Source organism: Verrucomicrobium sp. BvORR034 (assembly GCF_000739635.1).
Classification (GTDB): Bacteria; Verrucomicrobiota; Verrucomicrobiia; order Verrucomicrobiales; family Verrucomicrobiaceae; genus Verrucomicrobium.
This window is the reverse complement of the sequence record NZ_BATQ01000104.1, coordinates 1-23,165: the sequence shown is the minus strand read 5'-3', so window position 1 is coordinate 23,165 and position 23,165 is coordinate 1. Positions and strand designations below refer to the sequence as shown.

At 58.6% G+C, this 23,165-nt stretch carries 20 protein-coding genes; 8 read left to right on the top strand and 12 right to left on the bottom strand.

What is annotated here, in order from left to right; genetic code table 11:
* Positions 1-80 precede the first annotated feature (80 nt).
* The 3 genes from lsrF to BV034_RS17125 form a co-directional block, all read right to left on the bottom strand.
* A complete protein-coding gene (gene lsrF, locus BV034_RS17135) occupies positions 81-983 on the bottom strand; it encodes a 3-hydroxy-5-phosphonooxypentane-2,4-dione thiolase (RefSeq protein WP_050028215.1) in 903 nt (300 codons plus the stop codon).
* 107 nt (positions 984-1,090) lie between these two features.
* Positions 1,091-1,717 (bottom strand): dihydroxyacetone kinase subunit DhaL, encoded by a 627-nt coding sequence (gene dhaL / locus BV034_RS17130; protein WP_050028214.1) that lies wholly within the window; start codon positions 1,715-1,717, stop codon positions 1,091-1,093.
* 195 nt (positions 1,718-1,912) lie between these two features.
* Positions 1,913-2,794: an alpha/beta hydrolase-fold protein gene (locus tag BV034_RS17125; protein WP_050028213.1), complete on the bottom strand. Its 882-nt coding sequence runs from the start codon at positions 2,792-2,794 to the stop codon at positions 1,913-1,915.
* A 242-nt stretch (positions 2,795-3,036) separates the two neighbouring features.
* On the opposite strand from BV034_RS17125, the gene BV034_RS17120 reads away from it, so the two are divergent.
* The gene (locus BV034_RS17120; protein ID WP_063768808.1) at positions 3,037-3,549 is read left to right on the top strand and encodes an endonuclease V; all 513 of its coding nucleotides are present in this window, start codon (positions 3,037-3,039) and stop codon (positions 3,547-3,549) included.
* A gap of 308 nt (positions 3,550-3,857) precedes the next feature.
* A complete protein-coding gene (locus BV034_RS34880; protein WP_265593111.1) occupies positions 3,858-4,517 on the top strand; it encodes a helix-turn-helix domain-containing protein in 660 nt (219 codons plus the stop codon).
* Positions 4,518-4,744: 227 nt separating this feature from the next.
* Here BV034_RS34880 and BV034_RS17105 read toward each other — a convergent pair whose 3' ends face one another.
* The 7 genes from BV034_RS17105 to BV034_RS17075 form a co-directional block, all read right to left on the bottom strand.
* The gene (locus BV034_RS17105; protein WP_050028210.1) at positions 4,745-6,448 is read right to left on the bottom strand and encodes an alpha/beta fold hydrolase; all 1,704 of its coding nucleotides are present in this window, start codon (positions 6,446-6,448) and stop codon (positions 4,745-4,747) included.
* A 75-nt stretch (positions 6,449-6,523) separates the two neighbouring features.
* Positions 6,524-7,423 (bottom strand): PEP-CTERM sorting domain-containing protein, encoded by a 900-nt coding sequence (locus BV034_RS17100; RefSeq protein ID WP_050028209.1) that lies wholly within the window; start codon positions 7,421-7,423, stop codon positions 6,524-6,526.
* Between the two features lie 93 nt (positions 7,424-7,516).
* Positions 7,517-8,365 carry a PEP-CTERM sorting domain-containing protein gene (locus BV034_RS17095; protein WP_050028208.1) on the bottom strand — a complete coding sequence of 283 codons (849 nt, stop codon included), beginning with the start codon at positions 8,363-8,365 and terminating at the stop codon, positions 7,517-7,519.
* 44 nt (positions 8,366-8,409) lie between these two features.
* Entirely contained in the window at positions 8,410-8,868 is a 459-nt protein-coding gene (locus tag BV034_RS36845) for a YraN family protein (RefSeq protein WP_081887884.1), read from the bottom strand.
* Complete coding sequence (locus BV034_RS17085) at positions 8,795-9,499, bottom strand: ribonuclease HII (RefSeq protein ID WP_081887883.1); 705 nt, start codon at positions 9,497-9,499, stop codon at positions 8,795-8,797. The genes BV034_RS36845 and BV034_RS17085 overlap by 74 nt, the downstream gene beginning before the upstream one ends.
* Positions 9,496-10,539 carry a phosphodiester glycosidase family protein gene (locus BV034_RS17080; RefSeq protein WP_050028206.1) on the bottom strand — a complete coding sequence of 348 codons (1,044 nt, stop codon included), beginning with the start codon at positions 10,537-10,539 and terminating at the stop codon, positions 9,496-9,498. Before BV034_RS17080 ends, BV034_RS17085 begins: the two co-directional genes overlap by 4 nt.
* A complete protein-coding gene (locus BV034_RS17075; RefSeq protein WP_050028205.1) occupies positions 10,536-12,554 on the bottom strand; it encodes an ATP-dependent helicase in 2,019 nt (672 codons plus the stop codon). Before BV034_RS17075 ends, BV034_RS17080 begins: the two co-directional genes overlap by 4 nt.
* 185 nt (positions 12,555-12,739) lie before the next feature.
* Here BV034_RS17075 and BV034_RS17070 point away from each other — a divergent pair, with 185 nt between their 5' ends.
* The 6 genes from BV034_RS17070 (at position 12,740) to BV034_RS17040 (ending at position 22,300) form a co-directional block, all read left to right on the top strand.
* Complete coding sequence (locus tag BV034_RS17070; protein WP_051946243.1) at positions 12,740-13,894, top strand: ABC transporter substrate-binding protein; 1,155 nt, start codon at positions 12,740-12,742, stop codon at positions 13,892-13,894.
* A 70-nt stretch (positions 13,895-13,964) separates the two neighbouring features.
* Positions 13,965-14,888: a branched-chain amino acid ABC transporter permease gene (locus BV034_RS17065; RefSeq protein WP_050028203.1), complete on the top strand. Its 924-nt coding sequence runs from the start codon at positions 13,965-13,967 to the stop codon at positions 14,886-14,888.
* Between the two features lie 11 nt (positions 14,889-14,899).
* A complete protein-coding gene (locus BV034_RS17060; RefSeq protein ID WP_050028202.1) occupies positions 14,900-15,877 on the top strand; it encodes a branched-chain amino acid ABC transporter permease in 978 nt (325 codons plus the stop codon).
* Complete coding sequence (locus tag BV034_RS17055; protein ID WP_050028201.1) at positions 15,874-16,662, top strand: ABC transporter ATP-binding protein; 789 nt, start codon at positions 15,874-15,876, stop codon at positions 16,660-16,662. The genes BV034_RS17060 and BV034_RS17055 overlap by 4 nt, the downstream gene beginning before the upstream one ends.
* Positions 16,655-17,362 carry an ABC transporter ATP-binding protein gene (locus BV034_RS17050; RefSeq protein ID WP_029190501.1) on the top strand — a complete coding sequence of 236 codons (708 nt, stop codon included), beginning with the start codon at positions 16,655-16,657 and terminating at the stop codon, positions 17,360-17,362. Before BV034_RS17055 ends, BV034_RS17050 begins: the two co-directional genes overlap by 8 nt.
* A 579-nt stretch (positions 17,363-17,941) precedes the next feature.
* On the top strand, positions 17,942-22,300 hold the full coding sequence (locus tag BV034_RS17040; protein ID WP_050028199.1) for a hypothetical protein: 4,359 nt from the start codon (positions 17,942-17,944) through the stop codon (positions 22,298-22,300).
* 165 nt (positions 22,301-22,465) lie between these two features.
* On the opposite strand, the gene BV034_RS17035 is transcribed toward BV034_RS17040, so the two are convergent.
* Both BV034_RS17035 and BV034_RS17030 read right to left on the bottom strand, forming a co-directional pair.
* Positions 22,466-22,735 (bottom strand): hypothetical protein, encoded by a 270-nt coding sequence (locus tag BV034_RS17035; RefSeq protein WP_050028198.1) that lies wholly within the window; start codon positions 22,733-22,735, stop codon positions 22,466-22,468.
* Between the two features lie 33 nt (positions 22,736-22,768).
* Positions 22,769-23,165 (bottom strand): hypothetical protein (locus BV034_RS17030; RefSeq protein ID WP_265593110.1); only part of this gene is annotated, 397 nt, incomplete at its 5' end.

Genomic DNA, 23,165 nt, shown 5'->3' with positions numbered 1-23,165 from the left:
GACGAAACAGGAATGGTGCAACGTCCGGGTTGCGCGTGGCAAGCCTTTCTGTTGCACCATTCAGGAAAACGAGGCGGACCTTACTTCACGCCCTGGGACTTGAGCTCGTTGTAGAACTCAAAACCCTGTTCGGCGGTGAGGCCTTCATGCACCACGCCGCGGACGGCGCGCATCATGGCCACAGGAGCGTCGGACTGGAAGATGTTGCGCCCCATGTCCACACCGGAGGCACCCTGCTGGATGGCGTTGTAGCTCATCTTCAGCGCGTCCAGTTCCGGAAGCTTCTTGCCACCGGCGATGACCAGCGGCACGGGGCAGCAGCTCGTGATGGTGTCGAACTCTTCTTCCGTGTAGTAGCACTTCACCATGTGACAGCCGAGCTCCGCCATGATGCGGGTGGCAAGGCGGAAGTACTGGGCGGTACGGGCCATCTGCTTGCCCACGGCCACCACGCCCATGACGCCGATACCGTAGCGGTTCGCGCCATCGATGAGGTCGGTCATGTTCTTGATGGTCTGGCGCTCATGCTCGCTGCCGATGAAGACCTGCACGGCCAACACGGAGGCGTTGAGGCGCACGGCTTCCTCGATGGAGCAGGCGATGCTCTCATTGGAGAGGAGGTCGGGCTGCGCCATGCTGGTGCCGCCGGAAGCGCGGAGGGCGATCGCCTTCTGCGTGGTGGCGGGGATGACGCTGCGCTGAATGCCGCGGGTGAGCATGAGGCAGTCTGCATACGGCTCAAGCGGGAGGATGGTCTGGTCCACACGCTCCAGACCCGTCGTGGGGCCCTGGAAGTAGCCGTGGTCGAAGGCCAGCATCACCGTGCGGCCGTCCTTGGGGTTGAACACGCGGCTCAGGCGGTTCTTCAAACCCCAGTCGTACTGGTGGGAACCTTTGAGGAAGAAGCCGGGTGCGGCCTGGGGAACGTCGGTGAAGAACTCTTTTTCCTTCTTCTCTGCTTTGGTGCCGTCAAGGTCTGCCATGGTCTTGTAGTTAGTAGGGTCGGTTGAGTTGGGGTCTGATGAAACGGTTGTTGGGGAATGTTCTCATCGCACCAGAAGTGCGATTTAGGACAAATCAGTCAGAAAATCTAGGCGGCGATGTATTCTTTCATGGCGCCGACGATGATGGTGAGGGACATCGCGCCAGCGTCCGGGAAGCCAATGGCCCCCTCGCCGAGGGTCTTGGCGCGGCCGAACTTGGCCACCATGGCTTTGCTGGCCTCAAGGCCTTCCAGCGCCGCCGTTTCCACGGCGGTCACGGCATCGATCAGGGAGGCTCCAGTGACTTCCTGAGCCTTTACTGCTGCGGGTTCCAGCGAGTCTACAATCGTCTTGTCGCCCACCGCAGCGCCGCCCCGGGACTTCACGCCTTCCAGGCCGGCCTGAAGCAGGATCGCCAGACCAGCGGCGTCGAATTCCTCCTTGCCCGCGAGGGCCTTGCCGCCATTGCGGAACATGGTGCCAAAGATTGCGCCGGACGCACCGCCCATGCTGCTCATCATGGCCATGCCTACGCTGGAGAAGGCTTTTTCGATGGACTCGTCGCTCAGCTTTTCCTTGGCGGCGTTCATCCCACGCTGCATGCCCAGACCATGATCCCCGTCACCCAGGTTGCGGTCCGCCTCGGACAGCAGGGGCTCGGCGGCAATGATGCGATCCGCCACGAGGGTCAGCATCGCTTTGACTTCGTCTTTATTAAGTGTGGTCTTGGGCATGGTGGCGCGGATACAAGGCGGGGTGGTGGGTATTGTCAAATACGCAAACGCGGGACACGCAGCATGGCTCAGATTTGGAGCAATCAGAAGCAAAAACGCGTGCGTAGCCCCCTCAATAACCCCTGTTGCCCATTTTAGGACTTTCCTGCCACCGGTCCGGGTGAATTCTTTGCCATCGCAAAGCATTATTGGAGTTCAGGGGGCGGTCGCGAGATCCACGAGCTGATCCGCCACTGGGCCCAGCCAGCCGGTGTCCCAGCGGTGCTTGACCAGCAGTTCGGGAAGGTAGGCGTGGGGGATGCGGCGCTGGTCAAGGAGCTCGTGCATGCCGACGACGTGCGATTTCCAATCCACCCCCACCCCCAAGACCAGCCGACGGCGCTGCTTTAAGGCGTCTGCGTGGCCGGCGAGGAGTGTGGGCGGCAGCACGGCCAGGAAAGTTTCCTTGGTCCCGAAGACGTCCTTGATGCCGATCGGTCCCCATTCTTTCCCGTGATTTTCGCCGTTCAATAGGAACGGAGCGTCCCACGTGGCAGCGTAACCGAAGACCGTGGGATGCCGCATCAGGAGCACACTGGCCCCCCACCCTGATTTGCTGAAACCCAGAAGCCAGCGGTGCTCTGAATCTGCGACGGTGGGAAAGCGTTGATCCACATCCGGGACCAGGGATTTCAGCACAAAGTCCTCCTGCCGTACCTTCGGGTCCGTGGCGTGGTTGCCATACCATGGCACGACCTTGAAGGAGGGAGCCACGCAGATGACCTGGTGCTTGTTGGCGAGGTTGAGCTTGCGTCCCTCTTCGAGTCCATCGCCGAAGCGAAAGCTGCCTTCCGGCTCGACGGGGAGGACGTAAAGCACGGGGTAGCGCTTTCCTGCGATGAGGGGTTTAGGGAGGATCACTCGCACCACCGTGGGACCGGATTGGTATGGGGATGACAAGGCATAGCTCTGAATGCCGGTGGTGGCATCCTTTTGCGGGGGCTCTGAGGTGACCTGGCCGGATGCCGCAGATGGCGAGGCAAGCCAGGCTGTGAGGAGCAGGCTGAGGGATGAGAAGATGACAAAGCGAGATCCCATGGTGGCGCAAGATTCAACAACGTGGGGTGGGGCATTCAGTCTTACAGATCCTCAAAAGGGTAAAGGAGGCGGAGGGGTCCCAGCCCCGCTCAGTCGTGCTTCCCTTGAGCCCCTTTTTGCCCCAGCCACCCGGCATACTGCGGGGCCGGAGACCCCGCCTCCTTTATCGGCTGTTGGACTCGATTGAACAAGTAACCTCCTGTGAATTGAAGTGCGTTGCTCGCCGGTCCACAGTGGCAGCCATGTCTCTTGCCTCCCCCATGGTATGCCTCGACGTCCACTACGCTGATGCCAGCGCTACCGTGGCGGCCGTGGTGTTTTCCAGCTGGACGGACGACTTGGCGATCAAGGAAACTACCATTACCCTGCCTGCCACAGCGGATTACGAGCCCGGAGAGTTTTACAAACGGGAACTCCCTTGTCTGATGGCGGCCATTCAGTCTCTGGACGAGCCCCCTGCCCTGATCCTCATCGACGGCTACGTCTGGTTGGGGCTGGCGCGTCCCGGGCTCGGTGCCCGGCTCTATGATGCGCTGGAGACACGCGTTCCCGTCGTGGGAGTTGCCAAGACAGCATTTCACGGGCAGACCGAGGCAGTCGAGGTATTTCGAGGAGGGAGTCAGCGGCCATTGTTTGTCACCGCAGCGGGAGTGCCCCCGCAAGAGGCGGCCGTCCACGTGAAACAAATGCATGGCGAGCACCGGTTGCCGACTTTGATCAAGCGTGCGGATCAGTTGTGTCGCGGTCGGGTGTGACCCTGTCATCGGAGGGGGAGGGCTGCTCGAAGAAGGCATGCTGGGCGGTCAGAACGTCAGAAATCTTTTGCGTCTCCCCCTTCGCTTCTGCCCCGACGGTCCCCGTCCGGCTCAGTCGCCGAGGGGAAAATCGCCCGACCTGCTGATTTGTAATCAGCAGCTCTATCGCAGGCTCTTTGGTGCAGCCCTCCTATTTGGCAGTTGTCACTACCTCGCAGCAGCCGGCCAATCCAAAACGGACCTTTTGGTCTATGGGCAAAGTTCTGGAAAACAGGCACGCTTTTCGGGTTCAGCATCACCCGTTGCGCATGCCCCATCTTCGAGTCCATCCCCCTGTCGCCGGCATCTCCATGGCTGAGCGAGTCAGAAACCTGCGCCACCGTCTCCGTCTGGGCCGCCCCCAGTTGGCGGTACGACTGGGCGTGTCCCGGCAGTACATCACCAAGCTGGAAGCCGGAGCCATGCCGTCGCGGCCCGTGCTGCTCCTTATGGAGCATTTGGAAAAAGCCGCCCTGTCTCCCTCTTCAACCGCTGCTCCGACAGGAGGGCGCATTGCTACCCCTCCTGTCCTGCGTTTGCTCCCTCTCATGAGTTTGTCCCAGGCGGGAGCTTTGAGCTCGCCTGCGACTCCAAAGACAGCTGCGGTCAAGCACCTCGCTTTTGTGACGGAGGATGCGCATGCTTTTGCTTTGAAATTGGAAGCCAGCCCCGAGATTCCGGCCGACTTGGAAAACTGCCTCGCCATCGCTTCACCCGCCGCAAGGGTTCGCAGCGGCGACTTCGTCATCGTGCGCTTAAAAGGATCTGCCGGGGGACCAGCGCTGCTACGTGTGTTTCACAGTCTGGGCGCCGACCAATCCGCAACGCTCACCGCATTGCGACCTGAGATCCCACCGATGCACGTGTCCCGCGAGCAGATCCGCTGGATAGTGCCTGTGGTGGCGACGCTGCGATATCCTCTGGGGTGAGGGTGATGATCACAGGTGCAAATTCGCACCCTCGATCAAGGAGCGGCGGTTTGTGCTGCAAGCACAACCACCGGGGGATAGCGAAGCGGGGCGGGTGCCAATATCTCGGAACTATGTGAGGCGTTGGGCGCTGAGGAAGGAGTTGGACCAGCGATCTGTCCGATCACCATGGGCGGTTGTGCTCAAGGCACAAACCGCCGCTCCTTGGTCAATCACTCCCTCCGGAGTTACCGACTCACCTGATGAAGGCTGCTCCCCGCCTCACCGGTCTGGGGCGGTGTTTCCGCAGGCGGGGCTCCCACATGCCTGCGCAGGATGCGGCGCACCTCCTGGATGGCCTGAGGATTCTGGTGGGCACCGTGGTTCGAGGGGACAATCAGCTCGGACTCGGCCCCTTCCAGGTGGGAGCTAGTGTAGGGCACCACGCCATCACTGCAGGTGGGTGGGCCACCCCGGCCACGGTTGCCGCAGATGGTGTGGTACGGGATGCCAGAGGTCATGGGAATGTCCATGGTGGCTTTTACAAAGGGGTTTGCAGGCGAGAGGGTGTCGATGCTGTTCGGCAGGCGCCCCATCTGGAGGGAGGTCTCATCCAGCAACAGCACATCGGTGATGGTCGAGGCCAGGGAAACGAGGTTCGACGGTGCCTTGACCAAGCGGGAGCCCAGCCGGCCGATCCAGCCCATGGCCAGCTTGCTGCCACGATGCGGGGCGGAGATGAAGATGGCGCGATCAATATCATCGCGATGGCTGAAGATGAGCGTATTGGCCAGGAGATCGCGATCCTCTTTCGAGAGATGGGTTTTCTCTGGCGGGACGCGGAAGAATCTGTTCCATACGTCGTTCCCCGTGTCGATCAACATCAGGCGGCCGATCACCCCACCCATGCTGTGTCCGACGAACACCATCGGTTTGTGGTTGGGATAGGTCTGCTTCACTTTGTCGAACTCATTCCGCAGCAGTTCGGCGCTGTAGGGGTATGGGTATCCGCTGGGATAGCTGTACATCCAGACCTGGTACTTCTTCCTGATCACCGGGTCTGCCCGCAGGGCATTGAGCATGGGCGTCCAGGTGGCAGGCGTGTCCATGAGGCCGTGAACGAGCACCAGAGGAATCCGCTGGGGATCGTACGGGCGCATGCGGATGAGCCGGGCGGTGTCCGCATAGCGCCCGGGATCGATGAGCCGACGCAGTCCGAGCCGCTCCGGCTTCTCACGGGTCAACAGCACCGCGATGGGCGTGGTGTAGTCTGCCGCCAGGTCGAAGGTATGGCCGGCCACCTTCACATCGTCCGTGTCCAGGGGATCGTAGAACTGGACCTCGCAAGTGTTACCCTTGAACCTGGCCACGGCCGTGACGCCGTAGTAGATCTTGGCACCCATGGTGATGGCTTCGGCCGGGTCGATGTCGGAGCTCTTGCTGATGGCCACCAGTGTGGCACCAGCGCCCGGGCGGGTGACGCGCTCCTTCAGGTACTTTCCTCCTACCTCCAGCTGATCATCCGGCAGGAATTCGTAGAGCGAGGGGTTCCAGGTGGGGCGCGGATCCTTGTAGTGACCGAGCGTGAATTCGCCGAAGCGGGCGGGCTGAGCCCAGGGATCCATCTTGTGCATCCGAATCACCGCGAAGACCCGTTGCAGCGCATAGTTGTACACCTTGAGCGCTTCCTTGTCCCCGGCATCTCTCTGGAGGCGCTCGTGGCTGTCCTTGAGCACTGTGAGACAGCGCTGAATAGCCAGATTAGGATCCTTCTTGGCGCAGCGGTGGGCTTCGTCGAGCGCCTCGTTCGCGCTCTTGATGCGAACATCCACTCTGGCGTTGTCAACGAGTCGGGCCCGGGTCTCCCGCAGGGCCGCGATGGGCGTGCAAGCGGGGCCGGAAAGCAGGATCCCGGCGAGGAGAAGGACGAGAAACTGACGGCAAGGGGGCATGCGCGGCAAACCTACGATGCGAGCGGACGTGACACAAATCCCCTGTCACTCATTTGCAGCCGGATGGTCCTTCCGCTACGCGCTCCGTGTCCGGCGGCGACGCAGGGTTAGGAAGACGGCGGCGCCCAACACCAGCACCACCCCACCAGGCTCTGGAACTGGGGTGATGATGCCCAGAATCTCCTGTCGGTAGCCCGAAACCAAGGAGTCGATGCTGACCTGCTCATCTCCTCCAGGGAGCGTGATCGTGCCAGCGACCGAATGCACGCCGACCAGCTCCAACACCCCGTTGTTCACGATGAACGTCGGAGCACCAGAATCGCCAGACTGGAAGAACGTGTCATACAGCACGTCTGCGTCATACACCGCGGTGGCAGACCAGCCGTTCACGACGGAGACACTCCGCTCGGCAACCCCCAGGATGCCATCATCGAGATCGAGCACGTTCGTGCCCACGCGAAAGTTCTGGTAGGCGCCCTGCCCGGAATTGCCCACGACGAAGGCGTTCTCCCCTTCCAGTTCATTGGGATCGGTCAGCGGGTCAAGAATACCGTATGACGTGATGTTGCTGCTGGTCGCGGAGGTGAGTCGACCGATCCAGATGTCGCTCAGGCCCTGATCCGTCATGAGCTGGATGCCGAAGGAGGTGTCCACTGTGTAGTCCTCGAACCCGCCCGAGAGACTGTCGCTCAGGTAAAAGCGCACGTTGTCCGTTCCAGCTACGGGATGGTAGTGCCCCACAGAGATGAAGTACTCGTCAGAGATCATCGTGACCCAACGTCCATCCGAAGTCTGCCCCACCCCGCTCCAGTCGTACCCGGCGCCGATGAAATTGGCACTGCCATTGAGGCGCTCGTTCACATTGGCATCATAACTGGCCACCTGAAGCGCCGCAGACAGTCTGCTGGGCATGCTGCCCAATCCAAGGCAGATGCCGAACGCAAAGAGAATGGCTGATTTCACCAAGGGGCGCATGAGTCAGGGGCGACTTGGGACCTCGCTATGATATTTCCAATCAGCCCGAAAATATCATTTAACCCTGAAAATGCCAGACAATAGTTGGGAACATCAGACCGACTGGCGCTTCCGCCGCATCCCCATCGATCCCAAAGCCAGCAGCAAAAAGGCCACTTTGCCCGGTTCCGGCACAGTGGAGAATGGGATGCCTGCAGCAGCCAGACTCTCCAAATAGAGCGCAAGGAGATCGTCCACCGAAGTAGTACCCCCTACCCCGTAGTGGGTGCCCAGCAGGACCAATTGCCCGTTGTAGATCGCAAAGGTCGGGCTCCCGGAGTCACCGGACTCCAGAAGGGCCTCGCCGAGGGCCGAATCTTGATCCCAGACTAGGCCCTTCTTGAAGACGCCAGTAGCAACTTCCACATCCTGCAGTCCCTCAGAGATATTGATCCCAATCCTCGGTGACCCGCCGCTTCCGTGACCATAAACGAGGAGCGGCAGGCCCGAGAAATCGTCGTAGTCCGAGGAGTCGAAGATGGCATAAGAAGCGACGGTCGGCGTCACACTGGAAGTCAACCGCCCAATCCTCAAGTCCCCCAATGCATCGGATACCTCGCCAGTAGGCGCAAAGGAGAAGCTGCTGTCCACGGTACGGGTGACGGTGCTGCCGTCCGCCGCGCGGAATTGCACAGTACCAGTCACCTCGTAGTGACCCGAGTACACAAAGTACTGGTCGCTAATCATCGTGATGGACTTTTGTGGTTCACCCAGGCTCCACCCCACCCCAGAAAAGTCATATCCTGCACCAACGTAACCTGCGCTGGAATTCACGACAGGAGTTGTGGGGTAACCCGACGCAAACCGGTCATGCAACGCGGGATCATACCCCACGATGGTGACGGCACGAGCCGCCGCAGGGAGAAGAAGCAAGACGAGGGAGACAAAGACGCTGCGAATCATGCGATTTCTCAGGGGGGATTTTCTGAGAAACCATAACTTCCCTGTTAGTCATCCGCCAGAATAAATGCTCCCTCGATCACAGATATTTGAGGTTTTTCTCCTTCAGAAACAATGACTTCCACAATATCACATCGAGTGTTAATGCATTCTGGACGATCCAGTAGTCGCAACCACCCCCTTGCCCCACGAAGGATAAGTCTTTCCTTTACGCTGCCCACCGCGTCCGCGGGTCGGCCGTAGTCCAGGCTGGTGCGGGTCTTGACCTCCACGAAGGTCAGCACTTCGCCATGGCGGCAAACGATGTCCACTTCCCCACCCTTTGGGCCGCGGTAGTTCCGGTAGAGGATCTTTCTCCCATGCCTCGCCAGCCACTTCGCGGCGAGATGCTCGCCCCATTCCCCGATGACTCTGGGCTCGACGCGATGCCCCCTAGAGGTCGTCAAACGCAAACGTGAGTTGAGAGACGGGCGAGAAAGAACGGCGATGCAGCGGGCAAGGACCATGCCGACGGAGCGCCTCCAGGTGCTCAGGCGTGCCATACCCTTTGTGTTGATCGAAGCCATATACGGGATAGTCCAATGCCGCCTGCCGCATGAGCCGGTCCCGCGCCACCTTGGCGATGACGCTGGCCGCCGCGATGGAGAGGCTCAACGCATCCCCCTTCACCAGCGCACGGTGCGGCACAGGAAAGTCGGGCACGGGTGTCCCGTCAATCAAAACTGCATGAGGCAGCATGGACAAACCTTGCACTGCCCGGCGCATGCCCATACGGGTAGCCTGGAGGATGTTGATGCGGTCGATTTCATCCACCTCCACCATCACATGGCACCACAGGACGTCGGCGCGCCCCATCAGCTCATCATAGATGCGCTCTCGCCTCAGCTCGTTGAGTTGCTTGGAATCATGCAACTCCTCGTGAGTGAAATCATCCGGCAAAATGACCGCGGCCACACTCACGGGCCCAGCGAGGGGCCCCCGCCCTGCTTCATCCACCCCGGCCACCACTTGGTGCCCGGCCTGGCGCAGTTCCATCTCATAGTGGAACGTGGGGCGCGCTGCTCCTAGCATCGCCTTCACTGCCGCCGCCTTTTTTTTGCGGGCAGCAGCTGAGCGTTTGGCGGGTGACTTTTTCACGGCGTGGTGACGGTGGGAGGGCTCGCCGGTACCACCGCCGTTGGACGGGCGACGATGTACACGGGCGAGCGCTGCAATTCGAGCATCTCAGAGCCGAAGTCAATCAACGTGTTAAAGGCCGTAAAATGCCGGGCGGCACCATGCAGTTTCAGCGAGTATTGCAACGCCCGTCCACCATCCAGCAGAGTCGCGTGTTGCACGTTCAGCCGCTGGGCCAGCGCCGTGACTTCAGAGACGTTCATCACTCCGCCGGTCCCCGACAGGATGAAGACGATGTTCCCATTCTGTTTCATGCCCGCGAGGGCGCGGTAGGTGACGCGATTGCCGTCGAAGTAGCGCGTACTTGGCAGATCCACATAGGAGAACACCGTGTGGTTCTTCATCAGGGAGGGATAGCCTTGGGACGCCTCCTGGAGCACGCCTGGGGTCTCTTCGAACAGCGACTTGGGCCCAAACCATGGCTTGCCTGCCTTCACAAAGAAGTAGCCTGTCCAAGCCGGGAAGGTCGAATTCCTTTGGGTGCCCTCGTGCACCACCAATCCCAGCGGCTTGCCCGCGGGATCGCGGAAATTGGCCGTGATCGCAAAGGCGGCCCGCTCCGTATTGAGCCGTTCCTTGGCCGTGGTGAGGGCAAAGCCGTCCTTGAAGCTGGTCTGGAACTGGTAGTTGGCGGGGGTTATCTCGATGACGTTCACGGTCTCGCGCACGAGGAAGCCCGCCAAACGCTGACCCCAGGTGCGCGCCTCACGACGCAGCACCAGCGTTCGCCAGGTGATGCCGTTGTCCTCATCCCTCCGCACCAGGGCGCGATCCAGCTCTGCCACGGTGAGGGCGGAAACTGGTTTCCATGAACCGCTGCCGCCCAGCCGCACTTCCAGAGGCTGGCGAGAGTCGCGGAAGGCCAGGAACACCAGCGTGCTCCTCAGGTTGAAGACATAGTCCACCGCCAGCACTGCCACCAGCCCCAGCACCATCAGGAGGCCCAGGATCCGCCATGCACAGCCACGTTTCTTCTTCAGGGGTTTTCCACCGGACCTCACGCGAACACACTTCGCACGTTCCAGGTCTCCATCAAGTCTTTGGGCAGTTCTTGAAGGAATCGGGACGGACGCTGCAGCACCTCACCATCGCGCGCCTGGTAGTTGATCACCGGATACGTCAGGTACAGCTCGTCCTTCGCCCGGGTGACCGTGACGTAGAAGAGACGGCGCTCCTCCTCCAGCCCCACCTCGCCTGACTCCTCGATGACGCGGTTGTTCGGGAACATGCCCTCTGCGAGCCAGACGGCAAAGACGGCCTGCCACTCCAGCCCCTTGGCCTGGTGGGCAGTGGTCAGCGTGACCGCCTCGGTGTCGCGGTTGTTTGCGTTGGGCTGCTCGTCCGTGTCCACCCCGCTCACGAGCGCGAGCTGGCTGAGGAACTCAGAAACGTCCTTAAACCGGGTGCTGTAGTTGCTGAGCTGCTCCAGGTCCTGCTTGCGCTGGTCGGCATTTTTGAACTTGGTGCGCATATAGTCCTCATACACGCCCTCCATGACGCTGCGGATCATGGCGGAGGGGGCCACGGGTTGCCCCTCCGGCTCCAGCAACTCCTCCAGGGTGAAGGCGGTCTGCTCCCAGATCTTGGCCGCCTTCTTGGGCGCGGGCAGCTTGCGAAGGCACTCGCCAAAGTCGCTCTGGGTCACCGGCCCGGCCACGGCGGCGCTTTGCAGCCAGTGCTGCCACATCTTCCCCGCGCTGGCGGTACCCACACCGGGGATGAGCCGCACCAGGCGCATGAAGGAGACCTCGTCCTGACGGTTCACCGCGAACTTCATGAAGGCGGCCACATCTTTCACATGTGCCTGCTCGAAGAATCGCAGACCGCTCGTGATCTGGAAAGGGATGCCCCGGTTGGTCAGCTCCATCTGGATTTCCAGCGAGTGGTAGTGGGCGCGATAGATCACGGCCATCTCATTGAATTCCATGCCTTCATCCCGCAGTTCCAGCATGCGCTGGGCCACGAACGATGCCTGGGCGCTGGCGTTGTCCAGCGGTACCAGGGCGGGCAGCACCTCCTTCCCCTGGCGGACGGGCATGAGTGCCTTGCGGAACTGCCCCTGATTCACCTCGATGGCCCGGTTTGCCAGATGCAGCACCTCGGGCACGCTGCGGTAGTTCACCTCGATCTTGTACACCCGCGCCTTCGGGTAGCGTTGGGGGAACTCCAGGATGTTCTTCAGGTTCGCCCCGCGCCAGGAGTAGATGGACTGGGCGTCATCCCCCACCACCATGAGGTTCCCCTCGGGCCCGGCCAGCAGCTCGATCAGCTCGCTCTGGAGCAGGTTGGTATCCTGATACTCGTCCACCAGGATGAAGCGGAAGGTCCGGCGGTAGCGATCCAGCAGATCCTCATTCTCACGGAAGAGCCGGAGCGTCATCGTGAGCAGATCGTCGAAGTCCACGTTGTTTGTATCCAGCTTTTTGGCCGTGTAGAGCTCGCGGAGCTTCTCAATGCCCTCCACCACCCGCTCAAAGTACGGGTACTTCCCTTTCACCACCTGGGCGATGGTGGAGCTGGTGTTGTCTGCCAGGGAGAAGATCTCCCCCAGCACCTCCGGCTTGGGGAAGCGGTAGGTCGTGGTGTCCACCCCGCTGCTGGTCACCACCGTCTCCATGAGGTCCTTCTGGTCCTCCCGGTCCATGATGGAAAAGCCCTGGCGTAGCCCCAGGCGGTCGCCGTGCTTGCGCAGGAGCCGGTTGCCGATGGAGTGGAAGGTGCCGCCCCAGAGCCGGTTCGTCTCGATCGGCAGCAGATTCTGCACCCGGTCCAGCATCTCGCGGGAGGCCTTGTTGGTGAAGGTCACCAGCAGGATGTTTTCCGGGGCAATGCCATTGTCCAGCAGGTAGGCCACCCGGTAGGTCAGCACCCGGGTCTTGCCGCTGCCTGCGCCCGCAATCACCAGGGACTGCCCCGCTGGAGCCGTCACGGCAGCGAACTGCTGTTCATTCAGCTCCGCACGGTAATCGATACGATGAGGAGCCGGGGTGCCATGAAGCGTGTAGTCGCGGGCCATTAGAGGGGGGCAAAAAGAATCGGGGACAGGAACAAAACCGACCCCGATCAAACCACCATTCCGCCGCGAGGCAACCTCTGTGGGAAAGATTCCTTTTTCCTACAATTTCCCACATCGCAAATGAAGTGGAGTACGTACGGCTTTTCCCCTTGCCCGTGGAACGGTGGCTGCTAAACAGTCCCTCCATGCAAATCCGCAACCGTGCTTTTCTCCTCCTTGGATTGTTTGGCGTCGTCACCGCCGGTCTGACTGGCTGTAAAAAGGGCGGCGACGCTGCTGCTGATGCCGACACCATCGTGATCGGTGAGGTGGCAGCCCTCACGGGCGGTACGGCCACGTTTGGCCAGTCCTCCCATGCTGGCACGCAGATGGCGATTGACGAGGTCAACGCTGCTGGCGGGGTGCTGGGCAAGAAGATCAAGCTCGTGACCGAGGACGACCAGTCCAAGCAGGGTGAGGCCGGTATTGTGGCCAAGAAGCTCGTGAGCCGTGAGAAGGTCGTGGCCCTCCTGGGTGAAGTGGCCTCCGGCCGCTCCCTGGAAATGGCCCCCATCGCCCAGAAGGCGGGCATTCCCATGATCTCCCCTGCCTCCACGAACCCCAAGGTGACGGAGACCGGTGACTTCATCTTCCGTGTGTGTTTCATTGATCCCTTCCAGGGTACGGTGATGGCCAAGTTCGCCCTCGCCCGTGGCTGGAAGAAGGTGGCCGTGATGACGGACGTCACGCAGGATTACAGCGTGGGTCTCTCCCAGTACTTCAAGGAGTACTTCACGAAGAACGGCGGCACCATCGTGGGCGAGCAGAGCTACGCCTCCGGTGATAAGGACTTCAAGGCCCAGTTGACCTCGGTCAAGGAAGGCGCGCCTGATGCGATCCTCGCCTCCGGCTACTACAATGAAGTGGGCCTCATGTCCACGCAGGCCAAGGAACTCGGCATCCAGGCCCCCTTGCTGGGTGGCGATGGCTGGGACTCCCCTTCCCTCGTGCAGGTGGCAGGCAAGTCCATTGAGGGCTCCTTCTTCTCCAACCACTTCTCCAACGAGGACACCGCTCCCCGGATCCAGGAGTTCGTCACCAAGTACAAGGCCAAGCACGGCACCATCCCTGATGCCATGGCCGCTCTGGGCTATGACTCCGCCATGATCCTGGTGGACGCCATCAAGCGTGCGGGCACGACCGAAGGCAAAGCCCTGCGTGACGCCATCGCCGCCACCAAGGACTTCGAAGGCATCACCGGCAAGATCTCCCTGGACGCCAAGCGCGACGCCAACAAACCGGCGGTCGTGCTCACGATCAAGGACGGCAAGTTCGTCTACGTCGAAACGGTCGCTCCCTGATCCTCCCGCAGACCTCTCGTTAACTCATCTGACCTGACACCGCAGCCCCACCCTTAATCGAGAGCGCACCTTGGATCAGTTCGTTCAGCAACTCCTTAACGGCCTGTTCCTCGGTGCCATCTACGCGTTGATCGCGTTGGGGTACACGATGGTGTACGGGGTCCTGCGGTTCATCAACTTCGCGCACGGGGATGTCTTCATGCTCGGGGCCTTTGGCGGACTCTATGTCCACAAGGCCCTCGCGCCCCTGCTGAATGCCCTGCCCTGGCCGCTCGCCCTCGCGGTCGTGATGCTCGCCTCCATGGCGATCTGTGCGGCCCTCGGTATCGCGATTGAATACTTCGCCTACCGGCCGCTGCGCACTCGCCCACGGCTCAACGTCCTGATCACCGCCATCGGGGTCTCGCTCTTCATTGAGTACACCGGTCAGCTCGTCTTCGGGGCCACACAGCAGCCGTTCCCGGCGCTGATCCCCCGGCAGAACATCAGCGGTCTGGGAGGTCTGACCGTGACCATGACGCAGGTCATTGTGGTGGTAGTCACCACCGCCCTCCTCATCGGCTTGCGCTACATCGTCATGCGCACCCGGTTGGGGCTGGCCATGCGCGCCCTTTCCTTGAACCCCACCGCGGCTGCCCTCATGGGGGTGAATACCAGTGTGGTCATCTCCTTCACCTTTGGCCTCGGTTCCGCCCTCGCGGCGGCTGGCGGCATCCTGTACGCTTCGCTTTATCCTTCGGTGGATCCCTTCATGGGCATTCAGCCGGGCATCAAGGCCTTCGTAGCGGCCGTGCTGGGTGGCATTGGCAACATTCCCGGAGCGGCCCTCGGCGGCATGATCATCGGCGTGGTGGAGACCCTCGTCACCGGCTACAGCCAGAAGCTGGGCATCCCCTCGGGCTACAAGGAGGGCGTTGCCTTCATCATCTTGATTCTCATCCTGCTCTTCAAGCCCTCGGGGCTCCTGGGCAAGGTGGAACGTGAAAAGGTCTGAATCTGGTCACGATGCAACTTCTCCTCAAGTATCGCACTCAAGCGTTTCTCCTGCTGGCCCTGCTGGTCAGCTTCGTGGTCTCACAGGCCTCGGACAACATTGATGGCTATGTCCTCCAGATCATGCTGGTGGCTGGCATCAATATCATCCTGGCCGTGAGCCTGAACTTGGTGAATGGGCACACGGGCCAGTTCTCCCTCGGTCACGCCGGTTTCATGGGCGTCGGGGCCTATATGTCGGCCGCTGTTTCCGTGGAGATGGGGCCTTCCATCCTTGGGCTCCTCGGCGGTCCCAGCACCTTGTCCCACGGCGTGACCTTCGTCATCGCCCTCCTGGTGGGCGGCCTCTGCGCGGCGGTATGCGGCTGGATGGTGGGCGTGCCTTCCCTCCGTCTCCGGGGCGATTACCTCGCCATCGTCACCCTCGGGTTCAATGAGATTATCCGGGTGGTTTTCCAGAACACCTCCAGCAGCGGGCCTTTCGGCGGTGCGCTGGGCATGCGGGGCATTCCTGACTACAGCACCTTCTTTTGGGTCTTTGGCATCGCCGCCATCTGCATCTACGTGGTGGCCAGCATGGTGAACTCCACCTACGGCCGCGGATTCCTGGCGGTGCGGGATGATGAAGTGGCCAGCGAGTCCATGGGGGTGAACACCGTGCGCTACAAGGTGGTGGCCTTTGTGCTGGGCGCCTTCTTCGCAGGCCTGGCGGGCGGACTCTACGCCCACCTCTTCGGTGCCATCGATCCCAAAGGCTTCGGTTTCCTCAAGTCGGTGGATATCATCATCATGGTCATCCTCGGCGGCATGGGCAGCACCCTGGGCGTGGTGGTGGCCGCCATCGGCCTGACTGCACTCAATGAGCAACTCCGCGATGCGGAAAAGTTCCGCATGATCGTGTTCTCGATCCTGCTTATCGTCATGATGATTGTCCGGCCCCAGGGCCTTCTGCCTGTCACCTTTGAGAAGAAAAGGAGGAAGTCCGCATGAGTTCGGTCCTTGAGCTCAATGACGTCTCGATCCAGTTCGGCGGTCTGCGCGCGGTTGGGGGCCTGACGTTCTCCATCCAGCCGGGTGAACTCGTCGGCCTCATCGGCCCCAATGGCGCCGGGAAGACGACCGTGTTCAACCTCATCACCGGGGTCTATCAGCCCACCAGCGGCAGCATCAAGTTCGGCGGTGTCTCCGTGCCGGGGCACAAGCCGCACCAGATCACGAAGCTGGGCATTGCCCGCACCTTCCAGAACATCCGCCTGTTCTCCTCGCTGTCGGTCTTCGACAACGTCCGCACGGCCAAGATGATGCACCTGCAGCATGGCATTGCCCATTCCCTCTTCCGCGGACCGGCGTTCCTGGATGAGGAAGCGATGATCGAGAACGAGGTGTTCGACCTGCTCGATATCTTCGATCTGGGCAAGGAGGCGTCCACACCGTGCAAGTCACTTTGCTATGGCGATCAGCGCCGCCTGGAGATCGTCCGCGCCCTGGCCACCAAGCCCAAGCTCTTGCTGCTGGACGAGCCCGCCGCCGGAATGAACCCCACGGAGAAAGAGGAGCTCATGCACCTCATCCAGTTCATCAAAGACAAATTCCAAATCAGCGTGCTGCTCGTGGAGCACGACATGAAGGTCGTCATGGGCATCTGCCAGCGCATCGCCGTGCTTGAGTACGGGGTGAAGATCGCTGAAGGCACGCCCGCAGAAATTCAAAGCAACCCGAAAGTCATCGCCGCCTACCTGGGCACCGAGGATGGAAAGGGCCCGCTCGATGCTTGAAGTCAACCAACTCGAAGTCTCCTACGGAACGATCAAGGCTCTGCACGGGGTGTCCCTGAAAGTGCCGGAGAAGTCCATCGTCACGCTCATCGGGGCCAACGGCGCGGGCAAGTCCACCACCCTGCGCGCCATCTCCGGACTCATCCGCGCCGGCGGCGGCCAAGTGAAGTACGACGGGAAGGAAATCACCAACCAGTCGCCCCACGCTGTGGTCTCCAAGGGCCTCTGCCACGTGCCGGAAGGCCGCATGGTCTTCGCCAACCTGACCGTGGAGGAGAACCTCCGGATGGGCGCTTACCTGCGTCGGGACAAAGCCGGCATCAAGGAGGACGTGGACTACGCCTTCACCATGTTCCCCCGGCTCAAGGAGCGCATCTCCCAGCTCGCCGGCACCCTCTCCGGCGGTGAGCAGCAGATGCTCGCCATCGCCCGGGCCCTCATGAGCAAGCCCAAATGCCTCATGCTGGACGAGCCCTCCCTCGGCATCGCCCCCATGCTCGTACGCGCCATCTTCGACCAGATCGTCAAGATCAACAAAGAGCGCGGCCTGACGATTCTGCTTGTCGAACAGAACGCCAACCTGGCGTTGGCGATCTCCCACTACGGTTATGTCTTGGAGACTGGGAAAGTGATCTTGGAAGACTCTGCGGCTGCGCTACGGCAAAATCCGCAGGTGCGCGAGGCTTATTTGGGGGATTAAGGGTCTCCAGGAAGTTGCTCGAAGCAGTGCTGATGCGGGAGCCGTGGGGTGCACTTCAGCATAGGAATCGCAAACCACTGGAAAAATGTGACGTATCGGGGGAGGATGCGTCACTCCCCCTGTCCATGACCTTCGAAACTTTCGCACTAATCTCCCTCTGGATTTTCGTGCCATTTCTGTCCTTCCGATTCCTCCGACACATTTGGATGTTGGTTCAAGCGCGATTCGCCGTGCAAAAGTGGCTGGAGGAGAACGCCTACATTCTCCTGTCGTCTCGCAGAAAGATAGTTTTCAAGGATTGCGGCTCCATTCGAGCAGCAATATTCCTTCTTGAGTTTGACTACTCTGTGAATGTCAGATCCGCCGAGGGGTGCGAACAAGAACTGTGGCTCGTGGTAGAATTTGTTCCTATGCTTGGACTCTATCGAGGGATAAGGAACCTTGCCTATGAGCGCCCCTACCCTAACGGATTGCCGGAGATCGAGTAAGCACGCGCTCCCACCTAACTCCCCACTGACCCCGTGCAGACTATTGGCATCATTCTTTGTCTAAAGTTTCTAATTTATTCAACTAGATAACATGAATTCCTTCGTTGACCTCGCGCGGCGATTTCGGATCGTGAACGAAACAGAGCTCGAAGCCTCTGACGATCTTGCTCAACTCAATGAGCCGTCGATGTACGAGTCGTATCTCTCCTTGGGCTGGGAAGAGTTATTGTGTCGCGCAAGAGTATTGCTATTGGCGACTGCAGGAGCCGGAAAAACCAGGGAAATGCAAGAGCGATCCAAGGCCCTGAACTCCAATGGGCAATTTTGCCTTTTCATACCCCTGGAGCAACTAGGGCAAGAAGATCTCCCGTCTATTCTTAGCCCTCCAGAGAACAAGCGTTTCGATCAGTGGCTGAATGACGAATCTGAAGAAGGTTGGTTTTTCTTGGACTCGGTCGATGAACTTAAACTCACTCGTGGAACCTTCAAGCGAGCACTGCAAAGACTAAAGAATGCTCTTGGCGCCGAGCTGAACCGTTCCCACATCTTGATATCCAGTCGACCCCACGATTGGAGGCTTCATCACGATAGTGCACTGGTTCAAGAGTATCTTCCTTTTGAGCCACCAAAGAAGAAAAACACATTGTCCGCAGAGGAGCTATTTCTCCAAGCATTTGACAAGGAAAAGTCACACCAGACTGATCAGCGCAACGCTGAGATTAAGGGCAAGGCTGCGCTCCCTGCAATGACAATTGTGACTTTGCTTCCTCTGAGTAATCGGCAAATTGAAACTCTCACGCTGTCTAAAGGCATCGAGGATGCTAAAGATTTCCTCGATACAATACGCAAGCGCAATGCGTGGCTATTCGCAAGGCAGCCTCTCGATCTACTGGAGCTCATTTCATTCTGGAAAACAAAACGACGATTGGGAACGCGTGCTGAGCAGCATGCCTTGAATCTATCGTCGAGGCTTCGCGACAACCCTGAGCGAGCGGATCGCGGCGTGCTATCGGATGATAAAGCGATGCAGGGCGCACAACGTTTAGCTCTTGCACTTACGCTATCGCATTGTAGGACCATTAAGAGCCCAGAGCAAGTGCTGGAACTGAATGTCTCCGAAACCGCAATTGATGCATCGGCCATACTCACAGACTGGACGGAAGAGGAGCGACAAACCCTCTTAAGGAGACCACTTTTTGACCCTGCTACCTATGGACGCATTCGCTTTCACCATCGTTCCATACAGGAGTATCTTGCAGCCCAAAGACTTGCCAATCTCCGCGATAGAGGCATGCCTACCAATGCAATCTTTAGACTGCTCTTTTCCAATCGATATGGCTTCGAGTTAGTTGTCCCTTCTATGCGCGCAATCGCGTCCTGGCACTCTCTTTCGAACGAATCAGTGCGACAGAAAGTGCTTAAGCTGGAGCCAGAACTTCTTCTGACGCAAGGAGATCCCGAATCGCTCACCGTGGAAAGCAGGAAATTGCTAGTCGAAGCTCTAGTTGTCTTCTATGGTCGGGGCGGTTGGCGAGGTCTGGGTATTCAGATTGATACTGTGCAAAGGCTAGCGCACATCGGCCTAGACTCAACAGTATACAAATGTTGGCAGAGAACCACTCAAAACAATGAAGTGCAGTCGCTGCTGCTTGAACTCATTTGGCTCAGCCCGCTTGAAGGGTGCATGGACATTGCCGAATCCGTGGCAACTTCGGACGGATTCGCACCATCGCTCCGGGGGGTTGCCATGAGAGCTTTGGCGAGTTCAACAGAAATTGCGAGGATTCGGAGGACTGCTCTCAATATGCTTGGCAACCCAAGCTCTTGGCCGACTCAACTTGTTGCTGATGCGCTCAATAACATATTTCCAAAGCATTTATCGCTGGATCGATTGTTTGAACTATTAGGGAGAGATGCCCATACGGAGAAAGATGCAGAGCAACTGAGTTGGTCGCTGTCGACCATCGTTGAAGTGTTTTCGACAACCGAGATTCTGACAACATTCATCGAAAGACTTGCAGATCTAGTGTTGCGCGGGCGGAGTCCTCACTCAGAGTACTATCGAATGAGTGGCAAGTTAAACTCATATTCAATCGGATTAGCTTCCGCTTGCCTCAAATACCTTGAACTCAATGCCCATCACGTTGGCCAATCAATTCTTCGCGCATGCATTGTAGCACACCGTTTTCACAACGATCCTCACTCACGAGCCGAAGTTGATAACCTCAAGAAATTCTTCCAGTCCGCAAGCGAATACCGTGAAGCCGCATTTTTGGCGGAGCTATCGCTGATGGACGAGCTTTATCCAAAGAGTGATTCGTGGATGAGGTTCCATCAAGTTGAGCAGAATACAATCCTAGACAAGTTCGAAGACGGAGATTCAGAATGGTTGGAGCGACGTGTCTGCTCCGGTTGTCGAGAATACTCAATAGTTGCAGTTGAAGCATTGCTCTGGCTATGGAGAAGCCGTGGCCGCAAACACGATCAAGCGATTCAGTTGCAGAAACTAGTGTCGGGATTCGAGGATCTCGAGGCACTTGTAAACAAAAGTATCATCCCCCCGGTAAAAGATCGCAAAATGGAGAGATTGGAACGGAATGCCAAAAGGAGACAGGCGTTACACCAGTTGCGCAATGATCGTGCAATCGATGAATGGCGCGCATGGAGGCAAAAAGTCATGACGGATCCTTGTATATTTTTCTCCACAGAAAAAACTGGAAACTCTATTGCGCTCTTGTACGCATGGTTAGCAAAATCGCAGGATAGTTCCACCAGGTACAATGTGTGGAATAGAAATCTCCTAATTGAGGCATTTGGCCAGAACGTAGCCGACTACGCTTCGACCGCTTTTCAATGGTATTGGAGGCAAACCTCGCCAGAGATGTGGAGTGGCCGCGCCAAAGAAGATCGTAACAGTACGCAATACGTTTGGATATATGGCATGTGCGGTGTATCTGCCGAATCTGAGAAAGCCGGATGGGCAACCAAACTAAACTCATCCGAAGCGATCTTGGCTGCGAAACTTGCAATGGTTGAGATCAACAGTTTCTCAAATTTTCTTGATGAACTTGCACAGAATCATCCTTCTACCGTTGAATCAGTACTGGGCAGCGAAATCCGCGATCAGATTGTCAGTGCCGCCAGCACCGAGCACTTACCAGCCCTGCAAAATCTTACTTCCGCGTCCAATGCGCTCAAAATTCTTCTGGCACCGAGATTGCTAGAAATCCTTCAGACCTTCAGTTTAGATTTTTATGAGCAAAACGACACGCACTGGTCACATGTGTTAGACCAAATGTTAGGCATCCTTGATGAGGGAATACCGACATGTCAACGGGTGCTGGTAGCTGATCAATGTCAATTGCGGTCTGAATTAGGGTTGGCCGCGGGAACTGCGATGGTGTTTCTTCGAGGACTCTTTCGTTTCGATCCCGTCCGTGGGGTGGAAGCTATTGAAAAGCTCTTGACGCATTGCGATGGCGCGGACGCCTCCCGAGTCGCAATCAAAGCGTTTGGAACCGTATTCGCACGGACCGATGGAGTGGCGCTCATAGTTGAAGCCCCAGAACTGCGTGTTGAACTACTTGGTCGTATGCTTCGCAAGATATATGCCTTCGTGAGGCCAGAAGACGATCATGTGCACACAGGTGGCTACACTCCAGACATCCGGGACCATGCTCAAGAAGCGCGTGGCTACCTCCTTGGTGCCCTGATCGAAACACCGGGAATTAAGTCTAGTGAAATGCTGCGTGAATTAGCCAGCGAGAGCGCCTTTCGACACATCCCTGATCGACTGCGACACTTGGCTCGCGAAAGGGCAGCAAAAGATTCTGAGTTTGATGCCTTTCGACCTGAAGATGTTCAGATGTTTGAAGCGAGATATGAGCGAGCAACCTTTGACCGCGACAGTCTGTTTAACACAGTCATCGACCGTCTAGATGATATACAGCACGACATAAGCCATCATGATTTTACCGACAGATCCATTTTGACCGCACTCTCTGACGAAGAGGACATGCAGAGAGCTCTTGCTGCCAAATTTGCCGATCGAGCCAAGAGCGTATACATAACAGTAAGAGAAGAGGAGGTCGCAGATCGCAAGAAGACTGACATTAGGTTACACTCCGTTCGAGGAGAAGTGAGATCCGTCATAGAAGTGAAGATTGCTGACTCCCGATGGTCGATTCGTGACTTGGAAAAGGCTCTTCGGGTTCAACTGGTGAAACAGTATCTCAGGCATAAGTTGTGTAGTTCAGGTTGCTTGCTGCTAACTTACAATGGCAGTAAAAAGTTCTGGATTGAGCCCGGGAGTCGCAGGAAGCTTGCGTTCGCCGAGGTAGTCCTGAGACTGCAAGGCATTGCCATGGCACTCGAGGAGGACATGAAACACGCGGTTCGAATTGCCGTATATGGGCTGGATCTCACGCCGCCGCTGGCAACCGGAAAATGATTTGCACTGTGTTGGCTTAACTCTGAATGCGGCAATCCGCCGCAAGCGTCATGCTCATTGCCCTATGTTCCGACGACTATGGGATCACACACAGGGCGCCACGTTTGCCAGGAATCTGCCGCAGTCAGATGTCCCTGGGAAGTTCATGACTACGCCATCAAGATCTCATTTGTTCAGCAGGTGAAAACACCATCGCGTAGCACAAAATATAAAAAATCCAACAACCACGAATAGTAATGGATTCAGGATGTACCCGAGCGGATTGGGGTAGTCCAGGAACAGGGCGGTGTCCTTGCTTCTGTCCCAAGCAACGGTGAATACCGGGAACCCGGTGCCGTGGAATGCGTCTTCTTTTCCCCAAGGGATGTGGGAGGCGGCGACGCCGGATGCCGCCAGCACCAGAATGCCGGCCAGCTTGAGTAGACGGGAGTTCATATCAAACTGGGACGAGGTCTCGGATCTGTCGTATTACTCGAGCACAATCTCGTGCGCCTTGGGTTTCCCTTCTCGTGAATAGGCCCAGGCGATGGGATGCTTTTCAAGGCTCTTCGCGGGCCACTTTCGCGTGAAGTCCATCGGGGGCGGTGCGAAGCCCAGCACGAGCCATCTGCCATCGGCTTTAGCCGGAATGGCAACGGCGGTGAGTTGGCCCGGCGTGAAATCGTAGTGCTGGACTGCTGACTCACTGGTCTTGAGGGCTTCGAGGACTTTGGTCAGCGTCTTTCCCACCAACGTCGTCTCGGCCTTATACCCTGGGGGAACCCAGCGCTCAGTCGAGCTTGACGGGCTCACCGCCACGGGAGTTTTGGAGTCTCGCCCTTCAGAGTGCAAGGATGGCACGGTGGCGAGGAGCGCCAGCATCAAA

Coding starts and splice junctions, on each gene's coding strand:
- lsrF (WP_050028215.1), bottom strand. CDS start 983: ATGGCAGACCTTGACGGCACCAAAGCAGAGAAGAAGGAAAAAGAGTTC.
- dhaL (WP_050028214.1), bottom strand. CDS start 1,717: ATGCCCAAGACCACACTTAATAAAGACGAAGTCAAAGCGATGCTGACC.
- BV034_RS17125 (WP_050028213.1), bottom strand. CDS start 2,794: ATGGGATCTCGCTTTGTCATCTTCTCATCCCTCAGCCTGCTCCTCACA.
- BV034_RS17120 (WP_063768808.1), top strand. CDS start 3,037: ATGTCTCTTGCCTCCCCCATGGTATGCCTCGACGTCCACTACGCTGAT.
- BV034_RS34880 (WP_265593111.1), top strand. CDS start 3,858: ATGCCCCATCTTCGAGTCCATCCCCCTGTCGCCGGCATCTCCATGGCT.
- BV034_RS17105 (WP_050028210.1), bottom strand. CDS start 6,448: ATGCCCCCTTGCCGTCAGTTTCTCGTCCTTCTCCTCGCCGGGATCCTG.
- BV034_RS17100 (WP_050028209.1), bottom strand. CDS start 7,423: ATGCGCCCCTTGGTGAAATCAGCCATTCTCTTTGCGTTCGGCATCTGC.
- BV034_RS17095 (WP_050028208.1), bottom strand. CDS start 8,365: ATGATTCGCAGCGTCTTTGTCTCCCTCGTCTTGCTTCTTCTCCCTGCG.
- BV034_RS36845 (WP_081887884.1), bottom strand. CDS start 8,868: ATGGTCCTTGCCCGCTGCATCGCCGTTCTTTCTCGCCCGTCTCTCAAC.
- BV034_RS17075 (WP_050028205.1), bottom strand. CDS start 12,554: ATGGCCCGCGACTACACGCTTCATGGCACCCCGGCTCCTCATCGTATC.
- BV034_RS17070 (WP_051946243.1), top strand. CDS start 12,740: ATGCAAATCCGCAACCGTGCTTTTCTCCTCCTTGGATTGTTTGGCGTC.
- BV034_RS17060 (WP_050028202.1), top strand. CDS start 14,900: ATGCAACTTCTCCTCAAGTATCGCACTCAAGCGTTTCTCCTGCTGGCC.
- BV034_RS17055 (WP_050028201.1), top strand. CDS start 15,874: ATGAGTTCGGTCCTTGAGCTCAATGACGTCTCGATCCAGTTCGGCGGT.
- BV034_RS17050 (WP_029190501.1), top strand. CDS start 16,655: ATGCTTGAAGTCAACCAACTCGAAGTCTCCTACGGAACGATCAAGGCT.
- BV034_RS17040 (WP_050028199.1), top strand. CDS start 17,942: ATGAATTCCTTCGTTGACCTCGCGCGGCGATTTCGGATCGTGAACGAA.
- BV034_RS17035 (WP_050028198.1), bottom strand. CDS start 22,735: ATGAACTCCCGTCTACTCAAGCTGGCCGGCATTCTGGTGCTGGCGGCA.